The 26,569-nt window shown below is 68.3% G+C and carries 27 protein-coding genes; 17 read left to right on the forward strand and 10 right to left on the reverse strand.

Annotated elements, in window-relative coordinates; genetic code table 11:
• Positions 1-22: 22 nt before the first annotated feature.
• The 4 genes from ACXAID_RS03125 to ACXAID_RS03140 all read right to left on the reverse strand — a co-directional run bounded on the left by ACXAID_RS03125 (position 23) and on the right by ACXAID_RS03140 (position 4,332).
• Positions 23-1,510, reverse strand: a complete 1,488-nt coding sequence (locus ACXAID_RS03125; protein ID WP_475020719.1) for an adenylate/guanylate cyclase domain-containing protein — start codon at positions 1,508-1,510, stop codon at positions 23-25.
• Positions 1,511-1,673: 163 nt separating this feature from the next.
• Complete coding sequence (locus ACXAID_RS03130; RefSeq protein ID WP_475020720.1) at positions 1,674-1,976, reverse strand: hypothetical protein; 303 nt, start codon at positions 1,974-1,976, stop codon at positions 1,674-1,676.
• Positions 1,973-3,481 carry a class I adenylate-forming enzyme family protein gene (locus ACXAID_RS03135; protein ID WP_475020721.1) on the reverse strand — a complete coding sequence of 503 codons (1,509 nt, stop codon included), beginning with the start codon at positions 3,479-3,481 and terminating at the stop codon, positions 1,973-1,975. The genes ACXAID_RS03130 and ACXAID_RS03135 overlap by 4 nt, the downstream gene beginning before the upstream one ends.
• A complete protein-coding gene (locus ACXAID_RS03140; protein WP_475020722.1) occupies positions 3,478-4,332 on the reverse strand; it encodes an SDR family oxidoreductase in 855 nt (284 codons plus the stop codon). The genes ACXAID_RS03135 and ACXAID_RS03140 overlap by 4 nt, the downstream gene beginning before the upstream one ends.
• Positions 4,333-4,506: 174 nt before the next feature.
• Between ACXAID_RS03140 and ACXAID_RS03145 the strand changes: the two genes are divergently transcribed.
• The 4 genes from ACXAID_RS03145 to ACXAID_RS03160 are packed head-to-tail and all read left to right on the forward strand — an operon-like array spanning position 4,507 to position 8,629.
• Positions 4,507-6,096, forward strand: a complete 1,590-nt coding sequence (locus ACXAID_RS03145; RefSeq protein WP_475020723.1) for a methylmalonyl-CoA mutase family protein — start codon at positions 4,507-4,509, stop codon at positions 6,094-6,096.
• A 32-nt stretch (positions 6,097-6,128) separates the two neighbouring features.
• Positions 6,129-6,527, forward strand: coding sequence for a cobalamin B12-binding domain-containing protein (locus tag ACXAID_RS03150; RefSeq protein WP_475020724.1), 399 nt, complete (start codon positions 6,129-6,131; stop codon positions 6,525-6,527).
• Between the two features lie 42 nt (positions 6,528-6,569).
• Positions 6,570-7,526: an LLM class F420-dependent oxidoreductase gene (locus tag ACXAID_RS03155; protein WP_475020725.1), complete on the forward strand. Its 957-nt coding sequence runs from the start codon at positions 6,570-6,572 to the stop codon at positions 7,524-7,526.
• Positions 7,526-8,629, forward strand: coding sequence for a CaiB/BaiF CoA transferase family protein (locus tag ACXAID_RS03160; protein WP_475020726.1), 1,104 nt, complete (start codon positions 7,526-7,528; stop codon positions 8,627-8,629). Before ACXAID_RS03155 ends, ACXAID_RS03160 begins: the two co-directional genes overlap by 1 nt.
• Here the strand turns inward: ACXAID_RS03160 and ACXAID_RS03165 are convergent.
• The gene (locus ACXAID_RS03165) at positions 8,617-8,928 is read right to left on the reverse strand and encodes a 2Fe-2S iron-sulfur cluster-binding protein (RefSeq protein ID WP_475020772.1); all 312 of its coding nucleotides are present in this window, start codon (positions 8,926-8,928) and stop codon (positions 8,617-8,619) included. The genes ACXAID_RS03160 and ACXAID_RS03165 overlap by 13 nt on opposite strands.
• A gap of 145 nt (positions 8,929-9,073) precedes the next feature.
• Between ACXAID_RS03165 and ACXAID_RS03170 the strand changes: the two genes are divergently transcribed.
• The 4 genes from ACXAID_RS03170 to ACXAID_RS03185 are packed head-to-tail and all read left to right on the forward strand — an operon-like array spanning position 9,074 to position 13,120.
• Complete coding sequence (locus ACXAID_RS03170) at positions 9,074-10,474, forward strand: class I adenylate-forming enzyme family protein (protein WP_475020727.1); 1,401 nt, start codon at positions 9,074-9,076, stop codon at positions 10,472-10,474.
• The gene (locus ACXAID_RS03175) at positions 10,459-11,274 is read left to right on the forward strand and encodes an acyl-CoA dehydrogenase family protein (RefSeq protein WP_475020728.1); all 816 of its coding nucleotides are present in this window, start codon (positions 10,459-10,461) and stop codon (positions 11,272-11,274) included. The genes ACXAID_RS03170 and ACXAID_RS03175 overlap by 16 nt, the downstream gene beginning before the upstream one ends.
• Positions 11,261-12,349, forward strand: a complete 1,089-nt coding sequence (locus tag ACXAID_RS03180) for an acyl-CoA dehydrogenase family protein (protein WP_475020729.1) — start codon at positions 11,261-11,263, stop codon at positions 12,347-12,349. Before ACXAID_RS03175 ends, ACXAID_RS03180 begins: the two co-directional genes overlap by 14 nt.
• A 6-nt stretch (positions 12,350-12,355) precedes the next feature.
• Positions 12,356-13,120: an enoyl-CoA hydratase/isomerase family protein gene (locus ACXAID_RS03185; RefSeq protein ID WP_475020730.1), complete on the forward strand. Its 765-nt coding sequence runs from the start codon at positions 12,356-12,358 to the stop codon at positions 13,118-13,120.
• Positions 13,121-13,147: 27 nt separating this feature from the next.
• Here ACXAID_RS03185 and ACXAID_RS03190 read toward each other — a convergent pair whose 3' ends face one another.
• Both ACXAID_RS03190 and ACXAID_RS03195 read right to left on the reverse strand, forming a co-directional pair.
• Positions 13,148-13,900, reverse strand: a complete 753-nt coding sequence (locus ACXAID_RS03190; protein ID WP_475020731.1) for an SDR family NAD(P)-dependent oxidoreductase — start codon at positions 13,898-13,900, stop codon at positions 13,148-13,150.
• On the reverse strand, positions 13,897-14,661 hold the full coding sequence (locus ACXAID_RS03195; RefSeq protein ID WP_475020732.1) for an SDR family NAD(P)-dependent oxidoreductase: 765 nt from the start codon (positions 14,659-14,661) through the stop codon (positions 13,897-13,899). Before ACXAID_RS03195 ends, ACXAID_RS03190 begins: the two co-directional genes overlap by 4 nt.
• Before the next feature lie 80 nt (positions 14,662-14,741).
• Between ACXAID_RS03195 and meaB the strand changes: the two genes are divergently transcribed.
• A complete protein-coding gene (meaB, locus tag ACXAID_RS03200; RefSeq protein WP_475020733.1) occupies positions 14,742-15,665 on the forward strand; it encodes a methylmalonyl Co-A mutase-associated GTPase MeaB in 924 nt (307 codons plus the stop codon).
• On the opposite strand, the gene ACXAID_RS03205 is transcribed toward meaB, so the two are convergent.
• The gene (locus ACXAID_RS03205; protein ID WP_475020734.1) at positions 15,623-16,240 is read right to left on the reverse strand and encodes a TetR/AcrR family transcriptional regulator; all 618 of its coding nucleotides are present in this window, start codon (positions 16,238-16,240) and stop codon (positions 15,623-15,625) included. The two genes, meaB and ACXAID_RS03205, sit on opposite strands and share 43 nt — an antisense overlap.
• A 99-nt stretch (positions 16,241-16,339) precedes the next feature.
• Between ACXAID_RS03205 and ACXAID_RS03210 the strand changes: the two genes are divergently transcribed.
• Genes ACXAID_RS03210 through ACXAID_RS03225 form a run of 4 tightly spaced genes read left to right on the forward strand, consistent with a single transcriptional unit; the run spans position 16,340 to position 18,763 of the window.
• Positions 16,340-17,047, forward strand: coding sequence for a hypothetical protein (locus tag ACXAID_RS03210; protein WP_475020735.1), 708 nt, complete (start codon positions 16,340-16,342; stop codon positions 17,045-17,047).
• Positions 17,044-17,868, forward strand: coding sequence for a hypothetical protein (locus ACXAID_RS03215; RefSeq protein ID WP_475020736.1), 825 nt, complete (start codon positions 17,044-17,046; stop codon positions 17,866-17,868). The genes ACXAID_RS03210 and ACXAID_RS03215 overlap by 4 nt, the downstream gene beginning before the upstream one ends.
• The gene (locus ACXAID_RS03220) at positions 17,865-18,455 is read left to right on the forward strand and encodes a cytochrome c oxidase subunit 3 (RefSeq protein ID WP_475020737.1); all 591 of its coding nucleotides are present in this window, start codon (positions 17,865-17,867) and stop codon (positions 18,453-18,455) included. Before ACXAID_RS03215 ends, ACXAID_RS03220 begins: the two co-directional genes overlap by 4 nt.
• 2 nt (positions 18,456-18,457) lie before the next feature.
• Positions 18,458-18,763, forward strand: coding sequence for a cytochrome C oxidase subunit IV family protein (locus tag ACXAID_RS03225; protein WP_475020738.1), 306 nt, complete (start codon positions 18,458-18,460; stop codon positions 18,761-18,763).
• Between the two features lie 9 nt (positions 18,764-18,772).
• Here ACXAID_RS03225 and ACXAID_RS03230 read toward each other — a convergent pair whose 3' ends face one another.
• On the reverse strand, positions 18,773-20,386 hold the full coding sequence (locus ACXAID_RS03230) for an FAD-dependent oxidoreductase (RefSeq protein WP_475020739.1): 1,614 nt from the start codon (positions 20,384-20,386) through the stop codon (positions 18,773-18,775).
• A 57-nt stretch (positions 20,387-20,443) separates the two neighbouring features.
• Positions 20,444-21,157, reverse strand: a complete 714-nt coding sequence (locus ACXAID_RS03235) for an IclR family transcriptional regulator (protein ID WP_475020740.1) — start codon at positions 21,155-21,157, stop codon at positions 20,444-20,446.
• Positions 21,158-21,294: 137 nt separating this feature from the next.
• Between ACXAID_RS03235 and ACXAID_RS03240 the strand changes: the two genes are divergently transcribed.
• Genes ACXAID_RS03240 through ACXAID_RS03255 form a run of 4 tightly spaced genes read left to right on the forward strand, consistent with a single transcriptional unit; the run spans position 21,295 to position 26,567 of the window.
• The gene (locus ACXAID_RS03240) at positions 21,295-22,161 is read left to right on the forward strand and encodes an alpha/beta fold hydrolase (RefSeq protein ID WP_475020741.1); all 867 of its coding nucleotides are present in this window, start codon (positions 21,295-21,297) and stop codon (positions 22,159-22,161) included.
• A complete protein-coding gene (locus ACXAID_RS03245; RefSeq protein ID WP_475020742.1) occupies positions 22,158-23,891 on the forward strand; it encodes a bifunctional 3-(3-hydroxy-phenyl)propionate/3-hydroxycinnamic acid hydroxylase in 1,734 nt (577 codons plus the stop codon). The genes ACXAID_RS03240 and ACXAID_RS03245 overlap by 4 nt, the downstream gene beginning before the upstream one ends.
• Complete coding sequence (locus ACXAID_RS03250) at positions 23,839-24,759, forward strand: 3-carboxyethylcatechol 2,3-dioxygenase (RefSeq protein ID WP_475020743.1); 921 nt, start codon at positions 23,839-23,841, stop codon at positions 24,757-24,759. Before ACXAID_RS03245 ends, ACXAID_RS03250 begins: the two co-directional genes overlap by 53 nt.
• Positions 24,756-26,567, forward strand: a complete 1,812-nt coding sequence (locus ACXAID_RS03255) for an FAD-binding protein (protein ID WP_475020744.1) — start codon at positions 24,756-24,758, stop codon at positions 26,565-26,567. Before ACXAID_RS03250 ends, ACXAID_RS03255 begins: the two co-directional genes overlap by 4 nt.
• The last annotated feature ends 2 nt before the right edge of the window (positions 26,568-26,569 follow it).

The raw sequence follows: 26,569 nt of genomic DNA on the forward strand, positions 1-26,569 counted from the left end.
CGACCTCGGGCCCTTCGACGGATCAGCCCGCAGCCGAATCGACGGTCGCGGCCGCCGGCGGCGGGATCGGTCCGTAGAGTGCGGTGCTCACCGAGCGCCCGCGCAGTGTCGTCTCGCCGCGGCTGACCCATCGCGACCGCTCCGCGGCATCGGCCCGCTCGATGGCCGCGCCCGAGCCCAGCGCGCGGTCGGGGCATTCCTTGGCGCAGTCGGCCAGCCTCGCGGCTTCGTTGACCGCGTCACCGATCACGGTGTATTCGTAGCGGTTCTCGGCGCCGATGTTGCCGGCGAACACCGGCCCGGCCGACACCCCGATTCCGAAATCCAGCGGCAGGCTTTGCAGTTCGGCCGCCAGCGCGCGGGCCGTGGCCAGCGCGGCCGAAGCGGGTCCGGCGACCTGCAGCGGGGCGCCGAACACCGCCAGCGCCGCGTCACCCTGGAACTTGTTGACCAGGCCGTGCCGGGCGTCGACCTGGGCCACGACAATGCGGAAGAAATCGTTGAGCACCTCGGCGACTTCGTGCGGCTCGTGATCGACGGCGAGCTGGGTGGAGCCGACGAGATCGATGAACAACACCGCCACGTCACGTTCGTCACCCGAGGTCGACTCGTCGGCGGCGACCGCGTAGCGGGCGACCTCCTCGCCGACGTGGCGGCCGAACAGATCCCGGAGCCGGTCGCGTTCCCGAAGCCCGGTGACCATGCTGTTGAACCCGCTCTGCAGCCGGCCGATCTCGGACCACTCGTACACCTCGACCGTGCGGTCGATGTGGCCGCGCTCGACGTCGGCCATCGCATCGATGACCTGGCTGACCGGATCCGAGATCGACATCGACACCAGGATCATCGCCCGCAGCCCGAGCAGGACCGCGACCAGGGCCAGCACCAGCAGCGCGAGCTCGATCGAGGTCGAATCGTCGATGAGCCAGCCATTGGAGCGCATGATCAGAAGCAGCGCGATGCCGGAACCCGGCAGCGCCGTGCACACCAGCCACATGATCAGCAGCCGCGCACGCACCCCGGGCACGGAGCGGCGCTGCCGCCCGGGCGGCACACCGGCCAGGATCGGCCGGAGAGTGCGCAGCGTGAACAGGAACCCGGTGCTGACCGTGGCGACCGCACCGAACAGCATCGTCGAGGCGACGACGATGACGGCCGCCAGGCCGGTGCTGACGGTCAGCGGTATCAGGATGGCCGCCGCAAGACCCCACGGCGCCAGGGTGATCGCGGCCTGGCGGCGGGTGATCTTCGACGCTGTGCGCACTTGAGCGTCCGACGGCGTCGCCCCGGTGGCAAGCCAGCTCAGCGTTGGCCGCACGGTCAGTACCGCGCCGACGGCGACGATGGCGGTGCCGACGACCACCTGCACCGCGAGGGTGATCAGCCCTTCGGTGGTCAGGGTGCGGCGGCCACCCAGCGAGACCACGATCGCGACGACCTCGGCGAGGGTGAGCAGATATGCCCAAGTGAGACCGGCGGCATAGCGCAACAGCAGGCGGCGTGGCCTCACAGCGCCGAAGCTATCAGCCAGGTGCCGGGACGGGACCCGCTTCGTCGGGGCGAGCCGACGGTTTCCACGGTCCGGGCAGGAAACACACCGCGACCGCGGAGATCACCGACACCGCGATCAGGTACCTCAAACCCGCGCCGATGCGGTCGGCGGCCCGGCCATCTCAGTCGCTGGCGGGCAGCGGCTTGGCCTCCTTGAGCGTCAGCGGGGTCGCCCCGATGCTGAGGGTGCCGGCCCCCGCCTTGGTGACCAGCACCTCGGCGCCGCTGTCGTCGACGTAACGCTTGCCCATCAGGGTGCCGTCCGACAACGCCGGGTCGATGGTGAGGGAGGAGTCCACCTCGCCACCCATCGCAACCATGAGTGCTCCTCCGGCCCGGAGGTCGTCGAGGCTGTCGGCGCTGCGAACCACGATGACCTGAGTGTCGCAGACCTGGCTCTGCATCCGTGTGCCGTTCTTGATCATGCGGGCTCCTTCGACTGGGCGTTGAGTTCGGTGACGAGTTCGCGGCGCAGCACCTTGCCGGTCGCGTTGGTGGGCAGTTCATCGCGGAATACGACCCGGTCGGGGGTGCGGGATCCGCGCAACTGGTCGCGGACGTGACCGCGCAGTTCCTCGGGGTCGGGTTCGGCGCCCGGACGGGGCACCACGACCGCGACGATGATCTGCCCCCATTCGCCGTCGTCGGCGCCGACGACGGCGCAGTCGCGTACGTGCGGGTGTTCGACGAGGACGTCCTCGATCTCGGCCGGGGCGATGTTCTCGCCGCCGCGGATGATCGTGTCGTCGGAGCGGCCGCCGATGAACAGGTAGCCCTCCTCGTCGAGGTAGGCCACGTCCTTGGTGGGGAACCAGCCCTGTTCGTCGAGCACCGAGCCGATGTCGGTGTACTTGCCCGACACCTGCTCGCCGCGGACGAACAACTCGCCCGGCTCGCCGGCACCGAGCACCGTGCCGTCCTCGCCGCGGATCTGCACCTCGACGCCGGGCACCGGCTGACCCACCGAACCGAGCCGACGGGCCGCCGCCGCATCGGTGGCGGCCAGCGCGGCGCGGTGATCCTCGGGAGTCAGCACCGCGATCGTCGAACTGGTCTCGGTCAGGCCGTACGCGTTGACGAACCCGACGGCCGGCAGCAGGGTCAGCGCCTTGCGGACCAACGGCAGCGCGACCTTCGATCCGCCGTAGGCCAGGGTGCGCAGCTTCGGCAGCTCGGTGCCCTCGGCCTCGAGCACGGTGACGATGCGGTCGAGCATCGTCGGGACGACGGTGGCCGAGGTGACGCCCTCGTCGAGCACCAGGCGCACCCACTTCGCGGCGTCGAAGTGGCGCAGGTACACCATCTTCCGGCCGGCGTAGAGGTTGGACAGGGCCGCCCCCACCCCGGCGATGTGGTACGGCGGCACGCAGATCAGCGCGGCGTCGCCGGGCTCGGCCGAGGCGAACTCGACCGTGCCGGTGACGTAGCTGGTGAGGTTGTTGTGGGTCAACTCAACGGCCTTGGGCTTGGAGGTGGTTCCCGACGTGAACAGCACCACGGCCACCGCATCCGGGTCGGCGAACACTGGAATTTCAGCGCCGGGTGGCCTGTTGCGGGCAGCTTCCAGGAACTCGTCGGAGCCCATCACCCGGTAGCCGTCTCCGACCGCGTCGCGGTATTCGTCGTCGACGACGACCAGCGGGTCGGGCAGGCGGTCCAGCAGCGCCCGCAGGCCCTCGGCCGAGAGCCGGTAGTTCAGCGGGGTGACCGGTACCGCTGCGCGCGCCGAGGCGAACAACAGCAGCGGCAACATCGCCCCGCCGGTGCCGACGTAGGCGACGTGTTGCGCGCCGGAGGCCGCGATGACGCCGGCACCGCCGTCGGCCAGGGTGCCCAGTTCTTCTGTGGTGAGCCGGATGTCGTCGGAGACCACGGCCGTCCGCATCGGGTCGGTCGAGGACGCCATTTCCAGCAGCAAAGAGATGCTCATGATTTATCCAGGAAGATATCCCACATCGGGTCGTCGCCACCGCCATAGCGCGACAAATCGGTCATGCCCGCGGCGGCGAGCACGTCGGCATCGATGTAACACTGCCCGTTGACGTCGGTCGATGGTCTGGCGAGGATCTCCACTGCGGCATCGGCCATGATGTCGGGGCTGCGTGACGCTTTGACGAGATCGTCGCCGTCGGCGAGGTTGGACACCGCCGAGGTGGCGATGTAGGTCTGCGGCCACAGGCAGCTGAACCCGATTCCGGCGTCACGGTATTCGGCCGCCCAGCCGAGCGAGAGCAACGTCATCCCGTACTTCGACAAGGTGTAGGTCGGGTGCGCGCCGAGCCAGTAGGGGTTCATGTTCAGCGGCGGGGAGATCGTCATCACCTGAGCCGAGGCGGACTTGCGCAGGTGCGGCAGGGCCGCCTTGGTGAGCAGGAACGTCCCGCGCACGTTGATGTCCATCATCAGGTCGAACTTCTTGGCCGACAGGTCTTCGGTGGGTTCGGTGGCGATCGCGCTGGCGTTGTTGACCACGACGTCGATGCCGCCGAAATGCTCCACGGCGGTCTGCACCGCACGCTCGACGTCTTCTTCCTTGCGGACGTCGCCGACCACCGCCACGCCCTTGCCGCCGGCGGCCTCGATGTCGGCGACGGCCGTGTGCACGGTGCCCGGCAGCCTGGGGTGCGGCTCGGCCGTCTTGGCCAGCAGCACCACGTTGGCGCCGCGTTTGGCCGCACCCAGTGCGATGGCCAGCCCGATGCCGCGGCTACCTCCCGACACGACCAGCGTTCGGTCGGTGAAAGGTGCCTGGCCTGGTTTGGTGGTGGGCCCTTCTGACAACGCAGCCTCCTCATCGCGGCACCGGATAGTGCCGTTCTCATTTTACGGGAATCCCATATTCGCTGTGTACCGGGGTTTGGAGCGGCCGCCACGGGCGTCGGCACCCGCTGCGGCGTGCAGCTTTCCCTCAGGCGGTATTGGCATTCTCATTTTTTGCAAGTACGTTATCCCGTGATGACCGACCCAGTCGACCACCTCGTACAGACCCCGTCCGGGATTCCGCTGGAACCCGTGTACGGGCCGGGCGACCGCGCCGCCGACCCGCCGCCGCCGGGGACCTATCCGTTCACCCGCGGCAACTTCGCCTCCGGATACCGGGGCAAGACGTGGACCTTCCGGCAGTACTCCGGATTCGGCACCGCCGAGGAGTCCAACCGGCGCTACCGCTATCTGCTCGACCAGGGCGGCACCGGACTGTCGGTGGCGCTGGACCTGCCCACCCAGTGCGGCTACGACTCCGACGACCCCGAATACGGCGAAGAGGTCGGGCGTGTGGGGGTGGCGGTGGACACGCTGGCCGACGCCGAGATCCTGTTCGACGGCATCCCGCTGGACAAGATCAGCACCAGCTTCACCATCAACGGCACCGCGGCGATCCTGCTGGCCTTCTACGTGGCGGCCGCCGAGAAGAAGGGGGTGCCGCGGGAGAAGCTCACCGGCACCATCCAGAACGACATCCTCAAGGAGTACGCCTCCCGCGGGACGTGGATCTGGCCACCGGAGCCCTCGCTGCGGCTGATCGCCGACACCATCGAGTTCTGCGCGGCCGAGGTGCCCCGCTTCAACGCGATCTCGGTGGCCGGCGCGCACTTCCGCGACGCCGGCGCCAACGCCGTCCAGGAGATGGCGTTCACCCTGGCCGACGGGGTCACCTACTGCGACACCGTGGTCGAGCGGGGCCGGATGACCATCGACAAGTTCGCCGCGCAGATCTCGTTCTTCTTCTACACCCACGGCGACTTCTTCGAGGAGATCGCCAAGTACCGTGCGGGCCGGCGGCGCTGGGCGACGATCGTGCGCGAGCGCTACGGGGCCACCATCGACAAGGCTTCGATGTTCCGGTTCGGCTGTGTGGCCGGGGGCGCATCGCTGTATGCCCCGCAGGCGCAGAACAACCTCGTCCGGGTGGCCTACGAGGCCATGGCCGCGGTGCTGGGTGGCGTGCAATCCATGTTCACCGCCGCCTGGGACGAGCCTTTCGCGCTGCCCAGCGAGGAATCGGCGACGCTGGCTCTGCGCACCCAGCAGATCCTGGCCTACGAGACCGGTGTGACCAAGGTGGCCGATCCGCTCGGCGGCTCCTACTTCATCGAGGCGCTCACCGACGCCACCGAGGAGAAGATCATCGAGATCATGCACGATCTCGAGACCCACGGTGGCATGGTGCGCTGCATCGAGGACGGATATCTGCAGGGGCTGATCGCCGACGAGGCCTACAAGATCCACCACGAGGTGGAGTCCGGCGAGCGGCCGGTGGTCGGGGTGAACAAGTTCGTCACCGACGAGGCAGCGCCCGAGATCGCCACCTACGAACTGGATGCCGAGGGCCGCGACCTGCAGCTCAAGCGGCTGGCCAAGGTCAAGGCCGAGCGCGACGGCGCCGCGGTGAAGATGGCGCTGGCCGAACTGGCCCGCGCGGCGGAGGGTGACGACAATCTGATGCACAAGCTGATCGACTGCGCCAACGCCTACTGCACGGTGGGCGAGATGGTCGCCACGCTGAAGTCGGTGTGGGGCGAATTCCAGCAGCCGGTGGTGTTCTGATGAGCGCTTGCGCGAAGAAGAGAGGGAGCTGAATGGGCGTGCGGGTGCTCGTCGCCAAGCCCGGACTCGACGGCCACGACCGGGGCGCCAAGATCGTCGCCCGTACTCTGCGTGACGCCGGGTTCGAGGTCATCTACACCGGGATCCGGCAGCGCATCGAGGACATCGTGTCCATTGCTCTGCAGGAAGACGTTGCACTGGTGGGTCTTTCGATCCTGTCCGGCGCGCACGTCGCGCTGACCACCCGGACCGTCGACGCGTTGCGGGCGGCCGACGCCGGTGACATCGCGGTCGTGGTCGGCGGCACCATTCCCCAGGGCGATGTGCAGAAGCTGCTCGACGCCGGCGCGGCCGCGGTGTTCCCGACCGGCACCTCGCTGGACGACCTGGTGCGTGACGTACGCGAGTTGACCGAACAGACTGCCGAATGAGGCGGCTTGCGCCGGTCAGATGGTGACGGAAGGGGAGTTCAGATGCGCCTCGGCGTGATGATCGGAGCCGAGCGCGGCGACATGGCGCGCAAGGTCAAGAAGCTGGTCGCCGACATCGAGTGGGCCGAGGAAGCCGGCCTGGACACCGCCTGGATGCCCCAGGTGCCCGACGATTTCGACTGTCTGACGATGGTCGCGCTGATGGCGGCGCACACGTCTCGGATCGAGCTGGGCACCGCGGTGGTACCGCTGCAGGCCCAGCACCCCATCGCGCTGGCCCGTCAGGCCCTTTCGGTGCATGCCATGGCGGCCGGCAGGCTGGCGCTGGGAGTGGGGCCGTCGCATCACTGGATCGTCCGGGACATGCTCGGGCTGCCCTATGAGAAGCCGGCCGCCTACACCCGTGACTACCTCGAGGTGCTCAACACCGCGATCGCCGGCCCGGGGCCCGTCGACGTGGAGAACGACACGTTCACGGTGCACAACCCGACCGTGCTGGGCGCGCAGTCGCCGATGCCGGTGCTGGTCGCCGCGCTGGGGCCGGTGATGCTCCAGATCGCCGGCGAGCACGCTGACGGTACTGTGCTGTGGATGGCTGACGAGAAGGCGATCGGTGAACACATCGCGCCGAAGATCACCAAGGCCGCGGCCGATGCCGGGCGCGCGGCGCCGCGCATCGTGGCGGGCATTCCGGTGTGTCTGTGCGCCAACTCCGAGGTCGACGCCGCCAAGGAGCGGGCGAACCGGATCCTCGCCGAGGCGGAGACGTCGCCGAACTACCAGCGCCTGCTCGACCGCGGTGATGCCCGCAATGTCGGGGATCTGTGCGCCGCCGGTGACGAGGAATCCATCCTGGCGCGGTTCCAGCAGTTCGCCGATGCCGGGGTGACGGATCTGTCGGTGCGGCTGCTGCCGATCGGCGACACCCGGGATGAGCTCGTCGCGTCGAAGTACCGCACCCGTGAGGTGATCGCCGAGCTCGCCAAGGCTGTGCGGTAGTGGGCAACTCGGGACCGCTGGCGGGTATCCGGATTCTCGAGGTCGGTGTCATGCTGGCTGGTCCGTACGCAACGATGATGCTCGCCGACCTCGGCGCCGAGGTGATCAAGATCGAGCCGCCCGGCGGCGAGATCTCCCGGCAGGTCGGCGACAGCTACTTCGCCAGCCTGAACCGCAACAAGCAGAGCGTGTGCCTGGATCTGCGGTCCGAGCAGGGGCGCCGAGCCCTCGGAGCGTTGGTCGCCGATTCCCATGCGCTGCTGGTGAACATGAAACCGTCGGCGATCCGGCGGCTGGGCCTGACCTACGAATCGTTGCGTGAGTTCAACGAGCGCATCGTGTGCGTGGCGCTGACCGGCTTCGGGCTGGACGGCGGCGATGACCCGGCGTTCGACTATGTCATCCAGGCCGCGACCGGGGTGGCCGCGATGACCGGGGATCCGGACGGGCCGCCCACGTTGCCGGGTTACTCGTCGGCGGACAACTCCACCGGGCTGACGGCCGCGTTGGGGCTGCTGGCCCAGATCGTCTCGGGCCGCGGCGGCCAGGTCGACGTGTCGCTGCGCGACGTGATGCTCTCGCAGCTGAATTACCGTGCGGCGGCATTCCTCAACGACGGAGCTGAACCGCGCCGATACCCGATGGGCGCGCACTCCTATTACGTTCCGGCCCAGTTGTTCGACACCGCCGAGGGCTATCTCGCGCTGTTCATCACCCACGACGCGTTCTGGGCGGCGTTCGCCGCGGAGGCCGGTATCGAGGGCTTCACCACCATGGCCGAGCGCGCGGCTCGCCGCGACGCGGTCCTGGCTGCCGTAAGCGCGGCGCTGTCACGCGATTCGGCTACCGGCTGGGAAGCGAGGCTCAAGCCGCTGGGAATTCCCGTCGCGGCGGTCCGGACGCTTCCCGAGGCGCTGCGGGACGCCCCGGAGGTGATCATCACCGCCGGCGACTTCGAGCTGGTCCGCAGCTCGATCCGGATTTCGGGGTACGACCCGGTGTACCGTCCGGCGCCGCGTTTCGATCAGGACGCCGCGATCATCGGCCGTGCCGCGTCGTCGGTCTCACCGACGGATCCGGTCCAGTCGGCTCACTCGTCGTAGTCGACCGTGACCGAAGGAGTGTCAGGCACTGCCTGGCAGGTGAGCACGTACCCCTCTTCGACCTCGTCGTCGGTCAGCGCGTCGTTGGTGCGCATCGTGGCGCTGCCCTCCTTGAGCAGTGCCATGCAGGTACCGCAGTTGCCTGCCTCACAGGAGAACGGCGGCCCCATCCCGGCGCGCCGGGCACTCTCCAGCAGCGTCTCGCCGGGCTTCGGCGCCACCGAAGCGGTGCTGCCGTCCAGGTGGATGGTGATGGTGCCCTCGGCTTGGTCCTTGCCTGCGTCCAACTCTGCGTCCAACTCCGTCACTGCGGGCCCCTGTCTGCGGCCATCTGACCACCGTCTGTCATTGTCATTCTGATAATAGGAGAATAGTATTCTCCCCGACAAACGGTAGCCCTCTCCAAATCATGGTCCTCCGCTACCGGGAAAGGGCGCGCGCGACGTGACACAGCGAGTGGCGCTCGCCTTCGATGATCGGCAGTACACCCTCGGCGAGCTCGACGCGCTCGCCGCCGGGATGGCCGACGAGCTTCGTGACGGGGGCGTGCAGGCCGGTGCGCGGGTGGCGCTGATGTCGTCGAACCGGCCGGAGTTCGTTGTCGCGCTGCGCGCGATCTGGCAGCTGGGAGCGGCCGCGGTGCTGCTCAGCCCGGCGTGGAAGGTTGCCGAGGTCCGCCACGCGCAGTCGCTGACCGCTTTCACCCATGCAATCGGCGACCATCCGGCGCTGGCCGAGGTGATGGCCATGCGCCACCTCGACGAGCCGATCACCCCCGCCACCCGGGCCGCCCCTCCCGCTGCCGACCCGGCGACCGACGCGGTACTGGTGTTCAGCTCCGGCACCACCGGCATGCCCAAGGCCGTCCGGCACACCCATGCCTCGCTGGCGGCCGCGGTGCGGCACTGGCGCGAGGCCCTGGGGCTGTCCGCGTCGGACCGCATGCAGGTGATGACGCCGCCGTCGCACATCCTCGGTCTGCTCAACATCGTGATGGCGCTCGATACCGGCGCGTGGATCAGGCTGCACCGACGCTTCGACATCGACGAGATGCTTGCCCACATCGAATCCGACCGGATCACGATCGAGATGGCGGTGGCGCCCATCGCGCTGGCGCTCTCGGCCCACCCGCGGCTGGAGTCGTTCGACCTGACGTCGTTGCGCTACATCATGTGGTGCGCCACGCCGGTCACCCAGAGCGTCGCCGACGCGGTCACGGCCCGCACCGGGGTGCGCTGGGTGACCGCCTACGGCGCCAGCGAGTTGCCGGTGATCGCCTGCAACGACCTAGAACAGGCCCGGCTGGACACCGTCGGCCGTCCGGTGTCCGGCGTGGACGTCCGCATCGTGTCCCTCGACACCGGTGAGCCGGTCGGTGCCGGCGCCGAAGGGGAGATCCAGGTGCGCTCGGAATCGGTGATGGACGGATACCTGCCCAGCGCGGCCACCGCCGAGGCGTTCGCCGAGGGCTGGTACCGCACCGGCGACGTCGGCACCCTCGACCCGCAGGGATGGCTGCGGATCACCGACCGGGCCAAGGAGATGATCAAGGTCCGCGGATTCCAGGTGGCCCCGGCCGAGATCGAGGCCGTCCTGCACGGGCATCCCGCCGTCGAGGACTGCGCCGTGTTCGGGGTCCCGGCCGGCGCCGACGGCGAGGCCATCGTCGCCGCGGTGACGACGTCGGCCACCGTGGCGCCCGAAGAGCTGGCGACGCTGGTCGCCGATCAGCTGGCCGGCTACAAGCGACCCAGCCGGGTCGTCATCGTCGACGATATTCCGCGCCTGCCATCAGGCAAGGTGCTACGCCGAGTGCTGAAGGAGCGTCTATGGACGTCCGTCTGAACGAAGAGCAGCAGCAGCTACGCGCTGCGGCCGCCGACCTCGCCGGCGATCTCGGGCCGGGATCGGTGGCCGACCTGGACGACCAGGCCCGGCTGACCCGTCTCGAGAAGGCGCTGGACGCCACCGGATTCCGGACCCTTCGCTCCGACGGCGCCTCGGGCGTGGAGGTCGCGATCGTGGCCGAGGAACTCGCCCGTGGGCTCGTCGACGTCCCGTACCTGGGCCCGGTGCTCACCGACGACCTGCAGCGCCGGCTCGGTCGCCAGCTGCCGGCCGCGGCCGACGGGCCGGAGACGGTCGACCTGACCCGAAGCCTGGCCGGAACGGTCGAATCCCCCGTGGAGCTCGCCGAGCTCTCCGAGCAGGACGCGGGCCGGTGGTATGCCCTGGCGCTGGCCGCCACGACCGCCGACATCCTCGGAGCGGCGCGCGGAACGCATTCGCTGGCAACCGAATACGCGAAAGTGCGGGAGCAGTACGGCTCGACCATCGGCTCGTATCAGGCGGTCGCCCATCTGCTCGCCGAATCCCTCGCGTTGATCGAGGGGTCAGTGAGCGTGTTGCGGCACGCCGCCTGGGCGGTCGACGAACTGCCGGTCGCCGAGGCAGTGGAGGCCGCCCGGGTGGCCAAGCTCTACTGTGCGCGCGCCGCGATGACGGTGTGCGAGACGTCGATCCAGGTGCACGGCGGCATCGGCAACACCTGGGAATGCCTCGCCCACATCTATCTGCGCCGGGTGCTGGCCGCTACCGAGGCCTGGCCGGTCGAGCTGGAGGAGTTGACCATTGGACTTTCGTGATTCACCCGACGAGGCCGCATTCCGGGAACGGCTCCGCGGCTGGTTGACCGAGCAGAAGGGCAAGTTCCCGACCTCCGGCGACGAGTACTGGGCCAAGGCGGGGGAGTGGCACCAGGCGCTCTACGCGGCGGGTTTCTTCGGCACCTCCTGGCCCAAGGAGTACGGCGGACAGGATCTGCCGCCGGTCTACGACGTCATCGTCGACGAGGAGATCGCCAAGGCCGGTGCGCCGGCCCGGCCCAGCCTCGGCTACCTCGTCGTGGGGTTGAGCCACCACGGCAGCGAGGAACTGCGGCAGCGGTTCCTGCCCGGCATGATCAACGGCACCGAACGCTGGTGCCAGGGCTTCTCCGAGCCCGGTGCCGGCTCCGACCTGGCCTCGCTGACCACCACGGCGACCCGTGACGGCGACGACTACATCCTCAACGGGCACAAGATCTGGACCAGCTACTCCGATGTGGCCGACTGGTGTCTGGTGCTGGCCCGCACGGATCGGGATGTGCCCAAGCACAAGGGCATCTCGGCATTCATCGTCACGATGCACCAGCCCGGCATCGAGCAGCGGCCGCTGAAGATGATCAGCGGCGTGACCAAGGAGTTCGGCCAGGTGGGCTTCGACGGCGCGCGGGTACCTGCGGCGAACATGGTGGGTGCACCGGGGGAGGGCTGGAAGCTGGCGATGACGGTCGTCAGCCATGAGCGCGAACCCTCGACGCTGGGATTCTCGGCACGATACGGAAAGACGGTGCGCCAGATGGCGTCCGGCCTGGTCGGGACCCCGCCTGAGGAACTCGCGTGGGCGTGGGTGCAGACCGAGATGCTCCGGTTGCACGTACGCCGGCGGCTGTCCGAGCAACTCGACGGTCTGACCCACGGCCCGCAGGGCTCGCTGGACAAACTGTTGATGACCTGGGTCGAGCAATCCGTCGGCCATGCCGCGCTGAAGACGGTCGGCACCGGCGACGACGAGTTGTTCGGCGCCTACATGTACAGCCGCGCCCAGAGTGTCATGGGCGGCACGTCACAGATCCAGAAGAACATCATCGCGCAACGCATTCTCGGCCTGGGAGGCTAGTTATTCATGTACGACATGCCAGAAGAGATCGACGTCCGGGCCGATGGCGCGCTGCGCATCATCACCCTGAACCGGCCCGACGACCTCAACGCGGTCAACGACAACCTGCACGTCGGTCTGGCGAAACTGTGGGACGCGCTCAACGAGGACGCGGGCGCCCGGGCAGCGGTGATCACCGGTGCGGGCCGGGCGTTCTCGGCCGGCGGCGACTTCAACTACCTCGACGAGTTGCGCAATGACGAAGCGCTGCGGCAGAAGACGATCAAACACGGACGCGACATCGTGATCGGCATGGTGCGCTGCCGGATCCCGGTCGTGGCCGCGGTCAACGGGCCGGCGGTCGGCCTGGGCTGCAGCCTGGCCGCGTTGTCCGATGTCGTCTACATCGCCGAGAACGCGTTCTTCGCCGATCCGCACGTCTCCATCGGTCTCGTCGCCGCCGACGGCGGCCCGCTGGTGTGGGGCAGCCAGATCAGCCTGCTGCAGGCCAAGGAGTTCGCGCTGACCGGGGTGCGGATCAAGGCGCAGCGGGCCGTCGAACTCGGGCTGGCCAACCACGTCGTCGGCGACCCGCTGGCCGAGGCCACCGCCTGCGCCAAGAAGCTCCTCGAGCTTCCCCAGCAGGCTGTCGAGGCGACCAAGCGGCTGATGAACCTTCAGCTGGAGAAGTCGGTGATGGCCTCGCTGGACTACGCGAACCTGGCCGAGTACGTGTCGTTCGGCACCGCGGACTTCAACAAGATCGTCGACGGCCTGATCGCCAAGTCCTGACCCCCGGAGAGCGAAAAACGTTCGGCCTCAGAGGGTGAGGGACTCCGAGCGCTGGATGGTGCCGGTCACCCCGCCGGCGTCCTGCTGGGCCAGCAGCACCGCGGCGTCGGCCATCGCCTCGGGCGGCTCCACCATCTCGGGCGGGATCTGCATTCCCGCACCGCCGGCCGTCCAGCCCTCGGTGAGCACCACCCGCGACGGGCTCAGGCAGTTCACCGCGATGTTGTCGGGCCGCAGGTCTGTGGACAGGCCGAGGTAGAGCCGTTCGGTGGCGGCCTTGGACACCCAGTAGGCGTTGGCGCCCTGGTCGGTCATCGTCACCCCGGTGGTCGTCACCGCGATCAACGAGCCGCCGCCGCGGGCCCGCAGGTGCGGGATCACTGCCTTGGTGACCAGGAAGACGCCGGTGGTGTTGACGTCCAGGCACAGCTGCCAGCGTTTGAGCGGGGTGGACTCGATGGGGCCCAGCCACAGCACGCCGGCGTTGGCGACCAGGATGTCGAGGCCGCCGAACTCGGCGACCGCCGCGGCCACCGCGGAGTCGACGGACTCCTCGCTGGTGACGTCACAGGCAACCGGCAGTGCCCGGCCGCCCTCGGCGACGATGTCCGCGGCCACCGACCCGATCGTGCCCGGCAGCTTTCCCTCGTGCTCGGATCTGGCCGCCACCGCCACCGCTGCGCCGGCGCGGGCCAGGGCCGCCGCGACGGTGGCCCCGATGCCCCGGCTCGCGCCCGCGACGAACGCGACCTTTCCTCTCAGCGGAAGTGGATTCGTCACTTGGGCGGGAAGCGCAGCGCTCCGTCGAGACGGATGATCTCGCCGTTGAGGTAGTCGTTCTCGATGATGCTCTGTGCCAGCTGGCCGTACTCGCTCGCGCGCCCCATCCGTTTGGGGAACGGGACCTGCGGGCCCCAGTACTGTTCGAGCTGATCGGCTGCCTGGCCGTAGGCCGGTGTGTTGATGGTGCCGGGGGCGATGGTGCACACCCGGATGCCCAGCGGCGAGAGGTCACGGGCCGCGACGAGCGTCATGCCGAGCACGCCACCCTTGGCCGCCGAGTACGGCAGCTGGCCGATCTGTCCCTCGTAGCCGGCGATCGAGGCGGTGTTGACGATGACGCCGCGGCCGCCTTCCTCGAGCGGTTCGGTCTTGGCGATGGCGGCCGCCGACAACCGCATCACGTTGAACACCGCGGTCAGGTAGAACTCGACGGTCGTCTTGAAACCCTCGAGATCGAGTGGGGAGCCGTCCTTGCCGACCAGCCGCCCACCGCTGGCCGGGCCGCCGTGGGTGTCCACCGAGATGCGCAGCGGTGCAAGCGCTTGTGCCTCGGCGATGGCGGCGTTCACCGATTCCTCGGAGGTGGCGTCGGTCCGCACGTAGTGCACGCCGAGTTCGGACTCCAAAGCCTTGCCCTTGTCGTCGGCCATGTCGGCGATCACGACCTTGGCGCCCGCGCTGCGCAGACGCCGGACCGTCGCCTCGCCCAAGCCGCCCGCGCCGCCTACGACGAGGGCCGAACAACCGGTGATCTGCATGCTGCGTCCTCCTTGAAACGGTGACTCTCGGGCTCCAGTGAGACGATGCCTCTCGGCATGTGAGAATATCATTCTCAATCATGCAAGGGACCGGCGGCAGCGCGAGAACCAGCCTGCGTACTCTCAGTCACGTGACCATCGATGAGCTCATCGGCGCGGCTCGTGGCGGCTCGGCCCGTGCGACGGGGCGGCTGCTGAGCTTGGTCGAGAGCGCTCGCCGCGACGAGGTGCTGGGCGCGCTCGGGGGCGTCGAACCCGTGCCCGTCGTCGGTATCACCGGACCGCCGGGTGCGGGCAAGTCCACGACGGTCGGTGCGCTGGTGGCTGCATACCGTGCCCGGGGGCGGCGGGTCGCGGTGCTGGCCGTCGACCCGTCCTCGCCCTACAGCGGGGGAGCGCTGCTCGGCGACCGCATCCGGATGGCTGCCCACATCAACGATCCCGATGTGCTCATCCGTTCGGTGGCCACCCGCGGCCACCTGGGCGGGCTCGCCGCGGCGGTGCCCGCGGCGATCAGGTTGTGCTCGGCGCTGTCCTACGATCTGGTCGTCCTCGAGACCGTCGGGGTCGGCCAGTCCGAGATCGAGATCGCCGCGGTGGCCGATCCCACCGTGGTCATCCTCAACCCCGGCGCCGGCGACGCCGTGCAGGCGGCAAAGGCCGGGCTGCTCGAGGTCGCCGACATCGTCGTGGTGAACAAGGCCGACCGGGATGGCGCCGACCAGACGGTGCGCGACCTCCGTGCCGAGACCGACGTGCCGATCCTCAAACTGATCGCGGCCCGTGGCGAAGGGATCGCCGAACTCGTCGACACGATCGAGGCGCATCATCGGGCCGACAGCCCGGCGCGCAGAGGCGCCCGGGCCCGGTCGCAGATTCTGTCGCTGGCTGCGTCACTGCTGCGTCAGCACCCCCACCTCGAGGGGCTGGCCGAAGCTGTCGCCGAGGGACGCGACGACCCCTACACCGCCGCCGAGCGACTCGTCGTCCCGGCCGACTCCTGATCCGGTAGATCCAGCATCCGCCGGGTCATCGCGGTGATCTGCGCGCGCAACGAATCGCCGTCGACGTCGGCGAGCAGCGGATGCATGACCGCCACGCTGATCGCGCTCGACACCATGGCCGCGTGGAAGCGCGCTTGGACGCCGGCTTCGGTGCCGAGCAGTGCCGCATAGAGCCGTTCGATGAAGTGCTGGAACGGCTCGTGTTCGGCCTGCAGGCGAATGATCACCGGATCGAACTGCAAAACGCTGACCACTCCGCGGCGTTCGATGGCCTGGTCGATCATCCGCTCCAGCAGAACCTCTCGCGCCCGCATCGGGTGCCCTTCGGCCTCGGCGGCTTCCACCGCGTCCTCGAGCGTGCTCATCTCGCGCTCGGTGATCGCGATGACGATCTCCTCTTTGGTCTTGAACTGGCGGTAGACCGCGGCCTTGGTCACGTTCATCGCATCGGCGATCATCTGCAGCGAGGTTCCGCTGACCCCGTGCGCGGCGATCAGCTTCAGGGCCGCGTCGAGCACCCGGGTCTGCGCGGCGGTGCGGCTGATCTCGCTGAACTTGCCCGGTGAGGTGGCCACGATCGCCACGCTAGCCGATTGTTGACGCCTTGGTTGCCGAGCGGCTACCGTCGGCGAAGTTGCCGATCGGCAACCAGGGCTCGGCGAAGAGGCATGACAATGAGACGACCTGATGGCGAGTTGATCCTGTTCTGGACACTGCCCGTGCTGGCAGTCATCTGGATCTCGGCTTTCTTCCTGTTCCCCGGCTTCGTGCAGCCGATGTCGCCGACCATGTCGGCGGACGAGGTCGCCGCCTTCTATCGCGAAGAGGCCGCAGGCATCCGGTACAGCATGATCCTGTTCAACTGGTTCTGCGTCGGGCTGATTCCGGTCGTGATGATGTTGGCGACGCAGGTGCACCGGATGGCCCACCGCACCCCGATCCTGACCTTCAGCCTGATCGCCTGTGCCGGTGGACCTCCGGCCATGTTCCTCATCGCCAACATGTTCTGGCTGCTGGGCGCGTTCCGGCCGGATCGGGCGCCGGAGCTCACCCAGATGTACAACGACCTGGCCTGGGTGTCGTTCACCATCCTGGTCGGGTACCTGATCGCCCAGTGTCTGCTGGTGGCCCTGGCGATCCACTGGGATGACCAGACCGCGCTTGTGCTCCCGAAGTGGTTCGCGCACTTCAACATTCTGATCGCGGTGGCCCTGATGCCGGCGGCCTTCACCGCGTTGGCCAAGACCGGACCGTTCGCCTGGGACGGCCTGCTCTCGTTCTGGGTCAAGAACATCGCCATCGCCGTGTGGATCGTGGTCACCGCCGTGGTCGTCGGCCGCACCATCCATGCGCAACGAGCCGAGGACCGGGTGGCGGCATGACCGCCGCAGCGCAGCGCGGCGCCGTCGCCGTGGAACCGCCCGGCGCGGGGATGTGGTGGAAGCTGCGACACGGTCCCAAACGTGAGCTGTGGTTCGCGTGGGTGGTGATGGTGGTCTTCTACAACCTCTACGGCCTGTTGTTCTTCGTCGTCACCCGCGTCCAGCCGCCACCGAGCCCCGGTTGGGACACGGAGACCATCACCGGTTGGGTCAACGGTCACAGCTGGGGCATCACCACGGGTTTCGCGGTGGTTTTCCTCGTCGCCGGCATGTGCGGACCGATGAACGCCCTGCTCGCCTACTCGATGCTGCGGATGTCGGTGAGCCGGGTGTTCGCGTACTCGTACATGATCATGTACGCCCTGAGCGCCATACCCGGCATGCTGGTGATGGCCGTCGCGATCACCGTCGCCGCGTTGCGCCCCGACCGCGATCCCGAACTGATCGTGTGGCTCTACGACCTGGCTTTCCTGTCCTTCAGCGGAACGATGGGGGTCTTCCTGGTCGGCTCGCTGGTGTGGATGCTCGCGATACTGATCGACAAGAACCGGGTCTTCCCGAAGTGGTTCGGCTACCTGAACCTGTGCAACGCCCTCACCGAGGTCGTCGTCGCACCGGCATGGATCTTCCAGCGCGGCGCCTTCGCATGGAACGGCGCGATCGCCTGGTGGATCAACGTGGCGGTCTTCGGCATCTACACGGTGGTGTTCATCATGCTGTTGCGCCGGCTGATCGAGCGCGAGGACTTCGGCGCCGGCCCGTTACCGGACCCGGCGCCCACGGCAGCGGACCAGCCCCAGCCGGCGGGAGGTGCCCGATGACCGAGACGGCCGCCGCCGACACCCCCGAGGTCGCCCGGACGAAATTCATTCCGGGCCAGCCCGACATGTGGATGTTCGTATTCTTCGAATCGCTGCTGTTCACCGGGTACTTCTGCGTGTACCTGTTCACCCGCACCCAGAACCAGGACCTGTTCCTGGCGTCGCAGGGCGAACTCGACCTGCGGTTCGGTGTCTTCGACACCATCGCACTGCTGATGAGCTCGTGGGCGATGGCCCGGGTCGTGCAGGCCGCCCGCCAGGGTGCCTACCGGGCCGCGCTGACCAGCGCCTACCTGACGATCTCATTCGGAGTCGTGTTCCTGGTGTCGAAGGTGATCGAGTGGACGGCCGAGATCGGCCGGGGAAACACGGTCACCACCGACGAGTTCTTTTCGCACTACTACTTCCTGACCGCGATCCACCTCCTGCACCTGCTGATCGGTTTCGTCGTGCTCGGCGTCGTCGTCTACCAGCTGCGCGGCCCGCAGCGCCGCTCCCAGCAGCTCATCGAGACAGGCGCGACGTACTGGCACACAGTGGATTTCCTATGGGTCCTGATCTTCGCCCTTCTCTACGTCGTGAGGTGACCATGAGCGCGCTGTCGAACAAGAGGTTGCTGATCGTCTGGGCGATCCTGTCCGGGTTGACCCTGATCTACGTCTGGCTCGATCACACCGCCGATCAGGACGGGGTGCTGCGGGCCAGTACCGCCGTGACCGTCAGCGCCATCGTGATCGCACTGATCAAGGTCCGCATCATCTTTCGCGAGTTCATGGAAGTGCGGCATGCGCCCGCACTGTTGTCCCGGCTCGCCGATTTCTGGGTGGTGCTCATCGGCGTCTCGCTGCTGGCCACCTACTTCGTCGGCTCGGCCATGGGAATGTCGGCGTCCTGAGGGCAGCCCTCAGGGGGCCGATTGACCGGTGGCCACCGCGTAGCCGGCCCGGTAGCCGAACACCATCGCCGGGCCGAGGGTTCCGCCGGCACCGCCGTAGGCCTTGCCGGTGGGGCCGGCCATTGCGTTGCCCGCGGCGAACAGCCCCGTGATGGCGGTGCCGTTGACATGCAGGACGCGTCCGTCGCGATCGGTGCGCGGCCCACCCTTGGTTCCCATCGCGCCGATGTGCACCGGTACGGCGTAGTACGGCGCGGTGTCGATCGGGCCGAGGGTCTTGCCGGCCTGGGTGGACGCCTTGTCGTCGCCCCAGTAGCCGTCGTAGGCGCTTGCGCCGCGACCGAACTCGGGATCCTGCTCGGCGGCGACGTTGGTGTTCCACGCCGCCAGTGTCCGGGCGAGCCCGGCCGGGTCGATCCCGGTCTTCTCGCCCAGCTCCTCGAGATCCGTCGACTGGCAGAACCAATCGGGGATCGGGCCGTCCTGGTCGACCCCGAGGAATCCGTAGTGTTTGAGATGCAATGAGTCGAACACGATCCAGGCCGGGTCGTTGGCGTACCCGTGCCGGGGATCGAGGAACTGGAACGGACCGGCCATCGAGTTGTACTCGCCGGCCTCGTTGAGGAAGCGCCTGCCGGCCCGGTTGACGATGATGCTGCGCGGCCGGGTGCGTTCCAGTCGGACGCTGCGGCTGCGCGGGTGGCCTTCGTAGGTGTCGCCCGGGATCTGCACGATGGGGACCCACCAGGCCTCACCCATGTTGGCCAGATCGGCGCCGTGCGCCATCGCCATCCGCAATCCGTCACCGGTGTTGTTCGGTGGTGACACCGCACCGCGCATCGGCCCGCGCAGGTAGGCCTCGACCAGACGCTCGTCCCACTCGAAACCGCCGGTGCCGAGCACCACGCCGCGGCGGGCTCGCACGTAGAAGTCCCTGTCGCCCTGCTGGATCCGCACCCCCGTGATCCCCAGCGGGTCGGCGACGAGCTCGACGGCGCGCGCCTCGGTCTGCGGTACCACGCCGGCGTCGAGCAGCGCCTTGAGCAGTCCGGCGATCAGCGACGTGCCCGCCACGCAGTAGTCGCCGTCCTGGTCGTCCACGGCGGCGTGAATGCGTGCCCGGGTCTCGGCGTCGATCCCCACATTGCTGAAATCGGCCGGGAATGAGGTGATCCGGTCCCGCCATTCGCCGATTCCGGCCAGGTCGAACGGTTTGGTGTTCAGTGAGCGGCCGCCCTCGGGCTGTCCGCCGGGAAGCTCCGGTTTGTAGTCGGGGAAGCCCTGGGCGACCTCGAACTCCAGCTCGCTGTGGGCCTCCACGAAGTCCAGCATGGATGCGCCGGTCTGCACGAATGTCTCGACCAACTCGTCATCCATGTACCCCAGCGACTGCGCGCGCAGGTAGGACATCGCGTCCGTGGCGGTTAGTTCGCCTGTCGCCGAACGGTTGTGGGCGGGAATCCACATGATTCCGCCGGATACGGCGGTTGTTCCGCCGACCGTCGCCGCTTTTTCGTACACCTCCACCGAGGCGCCGTTGACTGCGGCGGCCAGTGCGGCGGTGAGCCCCGCACCTCCACTGCCCAGTACGACGACGTCGATGTCGTGGTCCCAGTCGGTCACCGCTGTCTCCTCTCTGCTGGCCTGTCGGCGCTGTGGGTCGTGCCTTCCGGCGATCCTTCAGGACAGGATCGCCGACAATTCGTGGGCCGCCTCGACGACCGCGGGTCGTCCGCTGAGCACCACGTCTTCGCGGTGCGAGATCAGGTTGAGGCATGTCGGTGGTGCCGGTGGCCTGCGGTGCACCGGCACCGCGAGGCCGTAGGTGTTGGGTTCGATCTCGCCGTGGGTGATCACCCACCCCCGCATCCGGGTCTGCGGGACGAGGTCGCGCTCGCCCGGGCGGGGCGGCATGCAGGCCAGCAGCGCGATGCCGGCGGCGCCGCGGTCGAGCGCATACCGGCTGCCCTCGTGAAATGACATCTGGTAGTAGACGTTCGTCGGCGCGATCACCGCAACCGCGACCTGCTGGTCGCCCTCGGCCACCAGCAGGGACACCGTGCTGCCGAGTTCGTCGGCCAGGCTGCGCAGCGTGGGCACAGCCAACTGACGGACGTTGTTGTCGAAGGACGCCCCGAGTACTGCCAGCGCCGCCGCCGGACGGTACCGGCCGTCCTCTCCTTTGGTGACGAACCGGAACGAGGCCAGGGTGCTGAGCAGCCGGTAGGCGATCGTCCGGTGCACGCCGATGTCGTCGGCGACCTGCGCCACCGTCATCCCGGTCGGAGAGCTGGCGACCAGCTGCAGCGCGTTGAGGCCGCGGGCCAGTGTCTGCGATCCGGGCGCGCCGAGGCCCGCGGCGGTCCCCTCGGCTTCGGTGGTCGGTCGGTTCATGCGGGCCTTCCTTGACAGATCACTCTCGGGAGAGTGATGCTCTGACTATAGTGCACACGTATGTGCGATAAATGAGCAGACTGCTTACAAAATATGAGAATCGGATTCTCGCAGTCAAGATCCCGGGAAGGGGCGCAGTGACCGAATTCGAGAGCGTGTGGAGCGACTTGCAGGGCGTCGCGTTCTCGCAGGGCTACCTCGATGCCGGTGGGGTCCGCACCCGCTACCTGCACGCCGGCGCGCCCGACGCGCCGGTGCTGGTGTTCCTGCACGGGTCCGGTGGTCATGCCGAGGCGTACGTGCGAAACCTCGAGGCCCACGCCGAACACTTCTCGACCTACTCGGTGGACATGCTGGGACACGGCTATACCGACAAACCCGGGCATCCACTCGAAATCACCCACTACATGGACCATCTGGTCGCCGTGCTGGACGCGATCGGCGCCGAGCGTGCGCACATCAGCGGTGAGTCGCTGGGCGGCTGGGTCGCGTCGCGCTTCGCGGTGGACCACCCGGAGCGGGTCGATCGGCTGGTGCTCAACACCGCCGGCGGGTCACAGGCCGACCCCGAGGTGATGAAGCGGATCATCACGCTGTCGATGGCCGCCGCCGAGAACCCCACCTGGGAGACCGTGCAGGCCCGCATCAAGTGGCTGATGGCCGACAAGACCAAGGACTACGACGACATCGTGGCCAGCAGGCAGCGTGTCTACCGCCAGCCCGGGTTCGCCGCCGCCATGCGCGACATCATGGCGCTGCAGGATCCCGAGATCCGCGCCCGCAACCTGCTCGGCGCCCAGGACTACGGCGCGATCACCGCCCCGACCATGGTGGTGTGGACCAGTGACGATCCGACCGCCGACGTGGCAGAGGGCAAGCGCATCGCCTCGATGATCCCCGGCGCCCGGTTCGAGGTGATGCCGGGATGCGGGCACTGGCCTCAGTACGAGGATCCCAAGACCTTCGACCGGCTGCACCTGGACTTCCTGCTGGGGCGCGGATGACTGCCGCCGCTTCGGACGGAACCTCGGACACAGACGTCGATGTCGTCATCGTCGGTGCCGGCCCCTCGGGTCTGACCCTGGCCAACATCCTCGGGCTGCAGGGGGTCCGCACCCTCGTCGTCGACGAACGTGACGCGCTGATCGACTATCCGCGCGGGGTCGGTCTCGACGACGAGTCGCTTCGCACGTTCCAGTCGATCGGGTTGGTCGATCGGGTGCTCCCGCACACCGTGCCGAACCAGATTCTGCGGTTCTTCGACGCCAAGCGGCAGCTGCTCGCCGAGATGGCCCCGCCCGACGCCCGCTTCGGTTGGCCCAAGCGCAACGGCTTCGTTCAACCCATGGTCGACGCCGAACTGTTCGCCGGCCTGGAGCGGTTCGACTGTGTCGAAGTCCGTTTCGGGCACCGGATGCAGAACTGCGTGGAGTCGTCCGACGGGGTCACTGTGGAATTCGCCGACGGTCGGGAACCGGTGCGGGCGCGCTACCTGGTGGGCTGCGACGGTGGCCGCAGCGCCACCCGACGGCTGATGGGGGTGTCGTTCGACGGCACCACGTCGTCGACCCGCTGGCTTGTCGTCGACTGCGCCAACGATCCACTGGGACATCCCAACAGCGAGGTCGGTGCCGATCCCCGCCGTCCCTACGTGTCGATCGCGATCGCACACGGCATCCGCCGGTTCGAGTTCATGATCCACCCGGACGAGACCGACGAGGAAGCCGACGACCCGGCCTTCGTGCGGCGGATGCTGGGCCGGTTGGTGCCCCATCCGGAGCGCGTCGAGATGATCCGGCACCGGGTCTACACCCACCACTCCCGCATCGCCGGGTCGTTCCGCAAGGGCCGGCTGATGCTGGCCGGCGACGCCGCGCACCTGATGCCGGTGTGGCAGGGCCAGGGCTACAACAGCGGCATCCGCGATGCGGCCAACCTGGGGTGGAAGCTGGCGGCCGTGGTGACCGGGAAAGCGGGCGACGAACTGCTCGACACCTACGACCTGGAGCGCCGCAAACACGCCAGGGCGATGATCGACCTGTCCACCATGGTCGGCCGGGTCATCTCACCGACCAACCGCAAGGTCGCCGCGCTGCGTGACCGGGTGATCCACGCGGCGTCGGTGGTGCCGACGCTCAAGCGCTACGTGCTCGAGATGCGGTTCAAGCCCATGCCGCGCTATCAGCAAGGGGCGGTCTTCCACAGCGAGCCGCGGTCGGAGAACTCGCCGACGGGCACGCTGTTCATCCAGCCCCGCGTCGACACGCGGGTCGACCAGAACGTGATGCTCGACGAGGTGCTGGGCACCGGCTTCGCCGTGTTGTGCTGGAGCAACAATCTGCGCGCCGTGCTGGGCGAGGACGCCTTCGAGCGATGGAAGGCGTTGGGCGCCAAATTCATCGAGGCCCGTCCCATGACCCAGTTGCACTGGCCGGGCCATGACGACCCCGATGTGGTCGTGGTCGGCGACCGCACGGGTGCGCTGAAGGCCTGGTTCGACGTCTACACCGACTCGGTGCTGTTCCTGCGCCCCGACCGGTGCGTGGCCGGGGCGTGTATCGCCCAAAGCGCACCCGAGTTGTCCGACTCGCTGTTCGGTGTGCTCCATCTGACTCAGGGAGGAGGCTCCGGTACCCATGGCGAACCCACCGACGGCGATAAGCCAGATGGCGCTGTGCTGCATGTCGCACAGTCCGCTTCTGAACCTTCCGGGACCATCACGAGAACTCCTTGACGACATCGACGCGGCCATCACGGCAGCACGGGAATTCGTCAGTGCGTTCGATCCCGAACTGGTGGTGATCTTCTCGCCCGATCACTACAACGGGTTCTTCTACCGGGCGATGCCGCCGTTCTGCATCGGGACGGCCGCCCAGGGGGTCGGCGACTACGGAAGTCACCGGGGCCCACTGAACGTGCCCGCCGACCTCGCCACCGACTGCGTCCGCGCCGTGCTGGACGCCGACGTGGACGTTGCGATCTCGGCGGCGATGGAGGTCGACCACGGCACCGTGCAGCCGCTGCAGAGCCTGTTCGGCGACCCGACGGACGTACCGGTGATCCCGGTGTTCATCAACTCGGTGGCCACTCCGCTGGGACCGCTACGCCGGGTGCGGGCCCTGGGCGCCGCCGTCGGGCGGCATCTGGCCGGTCTGGGCAAGCGGGTGCTGGTCGTCGGTTCGGGTGGACTGTCCCACGACCCCCCGGTGCCGACCCTGGCCACGGCGCCGCCGGCCGCGCTCGAGCGCATCGTGCACGGCGTGCCGATGACCACCGAACAACGCCAGGCCCGGCAGACGGCGGTGATGGAGGCGGCTCGCGAGTTCGCCGCCGGGCAGGGGCGGCTGGCCCCGCTCAACCCGGACTGGGACCATGCGTTCCTCGACCTGCTCGACACCGGGCGGCTGACCGAGGTGGACGGCTGGGACAACGCCTGGATCGCCGAACAGGCGGGCAACTCCGCGCATGAGGTGCGGACCTGGGTGGCGGCCTTCGCGGCGATGTCCGCACTGGGCGGCTACCAGACCGGCAACCATTTCTACCGCGCGGCGCCGGAACTCATCGCCGGCTTCGCGATCAGGACGGCGGTGACGACATCATGACCCCGGAAACGGATCAGCCCTTCGACCACGTCACCGACGTGCTGGTGATCGGCTCCGGCGGTGGCGGGATGACCGCCGCGCTGGCCGCCGAGGGCGCGGGCCTGGCCGCACTGGTGGTGGAGAAGGCTTCTCGCTTCGGCGGCTCGACCGCACTGTCCGGCGGTGGGATCTGGGTGCCCGGGGCGCCGTCGCAGCGCCGGGCCGGCCACGTGCCCGACCCCGACGAGGTCTTCACCTATCTCAAGACGATCACCGAGGGAACGGTCAGCGACGCGCGGCTGCGCAAGTACGTCGAGGCTGCTCCGGAGATGATGGACTTCCTCGAAAAGCTCAGCCCGTGGATGGAATTCGTCTGGAAACCCGGCTACGCCGACTACTATCCCGAACTTCCGGGCGGCTCGGCACTGGGCAGCACCATCAACGTGCCGGAGATCGACCTGCGGGTCCTCGGCGACGAGGAACAGAACCTGCTGGCGCCGCTGGCGCTGGCGCCGAAGGGAATCTGGTTCGCCCCCAAGGACCTGCGGCTGTTCTACCAGGTCCGTCAGTCCTGGCGGGGCAAAGCGGTGCTGGTCAAGCTGATCTGGCGGATGTTCCGGGCGCGGGCGTTCGGCGAGCGGATGGCCGCGATCGGCCAGTCGCTGGCGGCGCGGCTGCGACTGGCGATGAAGCAGCAGAACGTCCCGCTGTGGCTGGACGCTGCGATGAGCGAACTGATCACCGATGTCGACGGTCGGGTCGTCGGCGCGGTGATCGAGAAGGACGGCCGGGCGCTGCGGGTCCAGGCCACCCGTGGCGTGGTGCTCGCCAGCGGCGGGTTCGACCACGACATGGCCTGGCGTGCACAGCATCTGCCCGAACTCAACCGGGTGCGGGAGTTGCCCGGGCAGGCCGAGGACTGGAGTTTCGGCAATCCCGCGTCGATGGGCGACGGCATCCGGGCGGGGGAGAAGGTCGGCGCAGCCACCGAACTGCTCGACGAAGCCTGGTGGTTCCCGGCGATCTGCTGGCCGGACGGGCGCCTGCAGTTCATGCTCAACGAGCGGATGATGCCCGCGCAGTTCGTCGTCAACGGCGACGGGGAGCGGTTCATCAACGAGGCGGCGCCCTACATGGACTTCGCCCACGCCATGATCGACGGTGAGCGGTCCGGGGTCACTCACATCCCGTGCTGGCTGATCACCGACATCACGTCCTTCCACCGGTATGTCGTCGGTGGGCATCTGCCGCTGCCGAAGATTCCGTTTGCCCCGGTTCCGACCGGGTGGAAGGTGCCGCAGGCGTGGCTGGATTCGGGAGTCGTCAAGCAGGGGTCCACCTGGGAGGAACTGGCCGCGGCGATCGGCGTCCCCGGCGACCGGCTGCGTTCCACCGCCGAACGCTTCAACGAGTTGGCGCGCAACGGCCACGACGACGACTTCAACCGCGGAGACAGTGCCTATGACAACTACTACGGCGATCCGACACTGCCCAACCCCAATCTGCACCCGCTGGGCAAGCCGCCGTACTACGCGTTCCAGATCATCCTGGGCGACCTCGGTACCTCGGGCGGCCTGCGTACCGACGAGCATGCGCGGGTGTTACGCGCCGACGACAACGTGGTCGCCGGTCTCTACGCGGTGGGCAACGCCTCCGCCGCGGTGATGGGCCGCAGTTATGCGGGCGCCGGAGCCACCATCGGCCCGGCCATGACGTTCGGCTATGTGGCTGCCAGGCACATGGCCGACAGCACCACCGATATGGCCGACCGGCCTGCTTCTGACCAACCCGAATCAGCCATCGATCTACCCGGAACTTCAAGGAGGTAACC

The organism is Mycobacterium sp. ABE4_509, assembly GCF_056160785.1.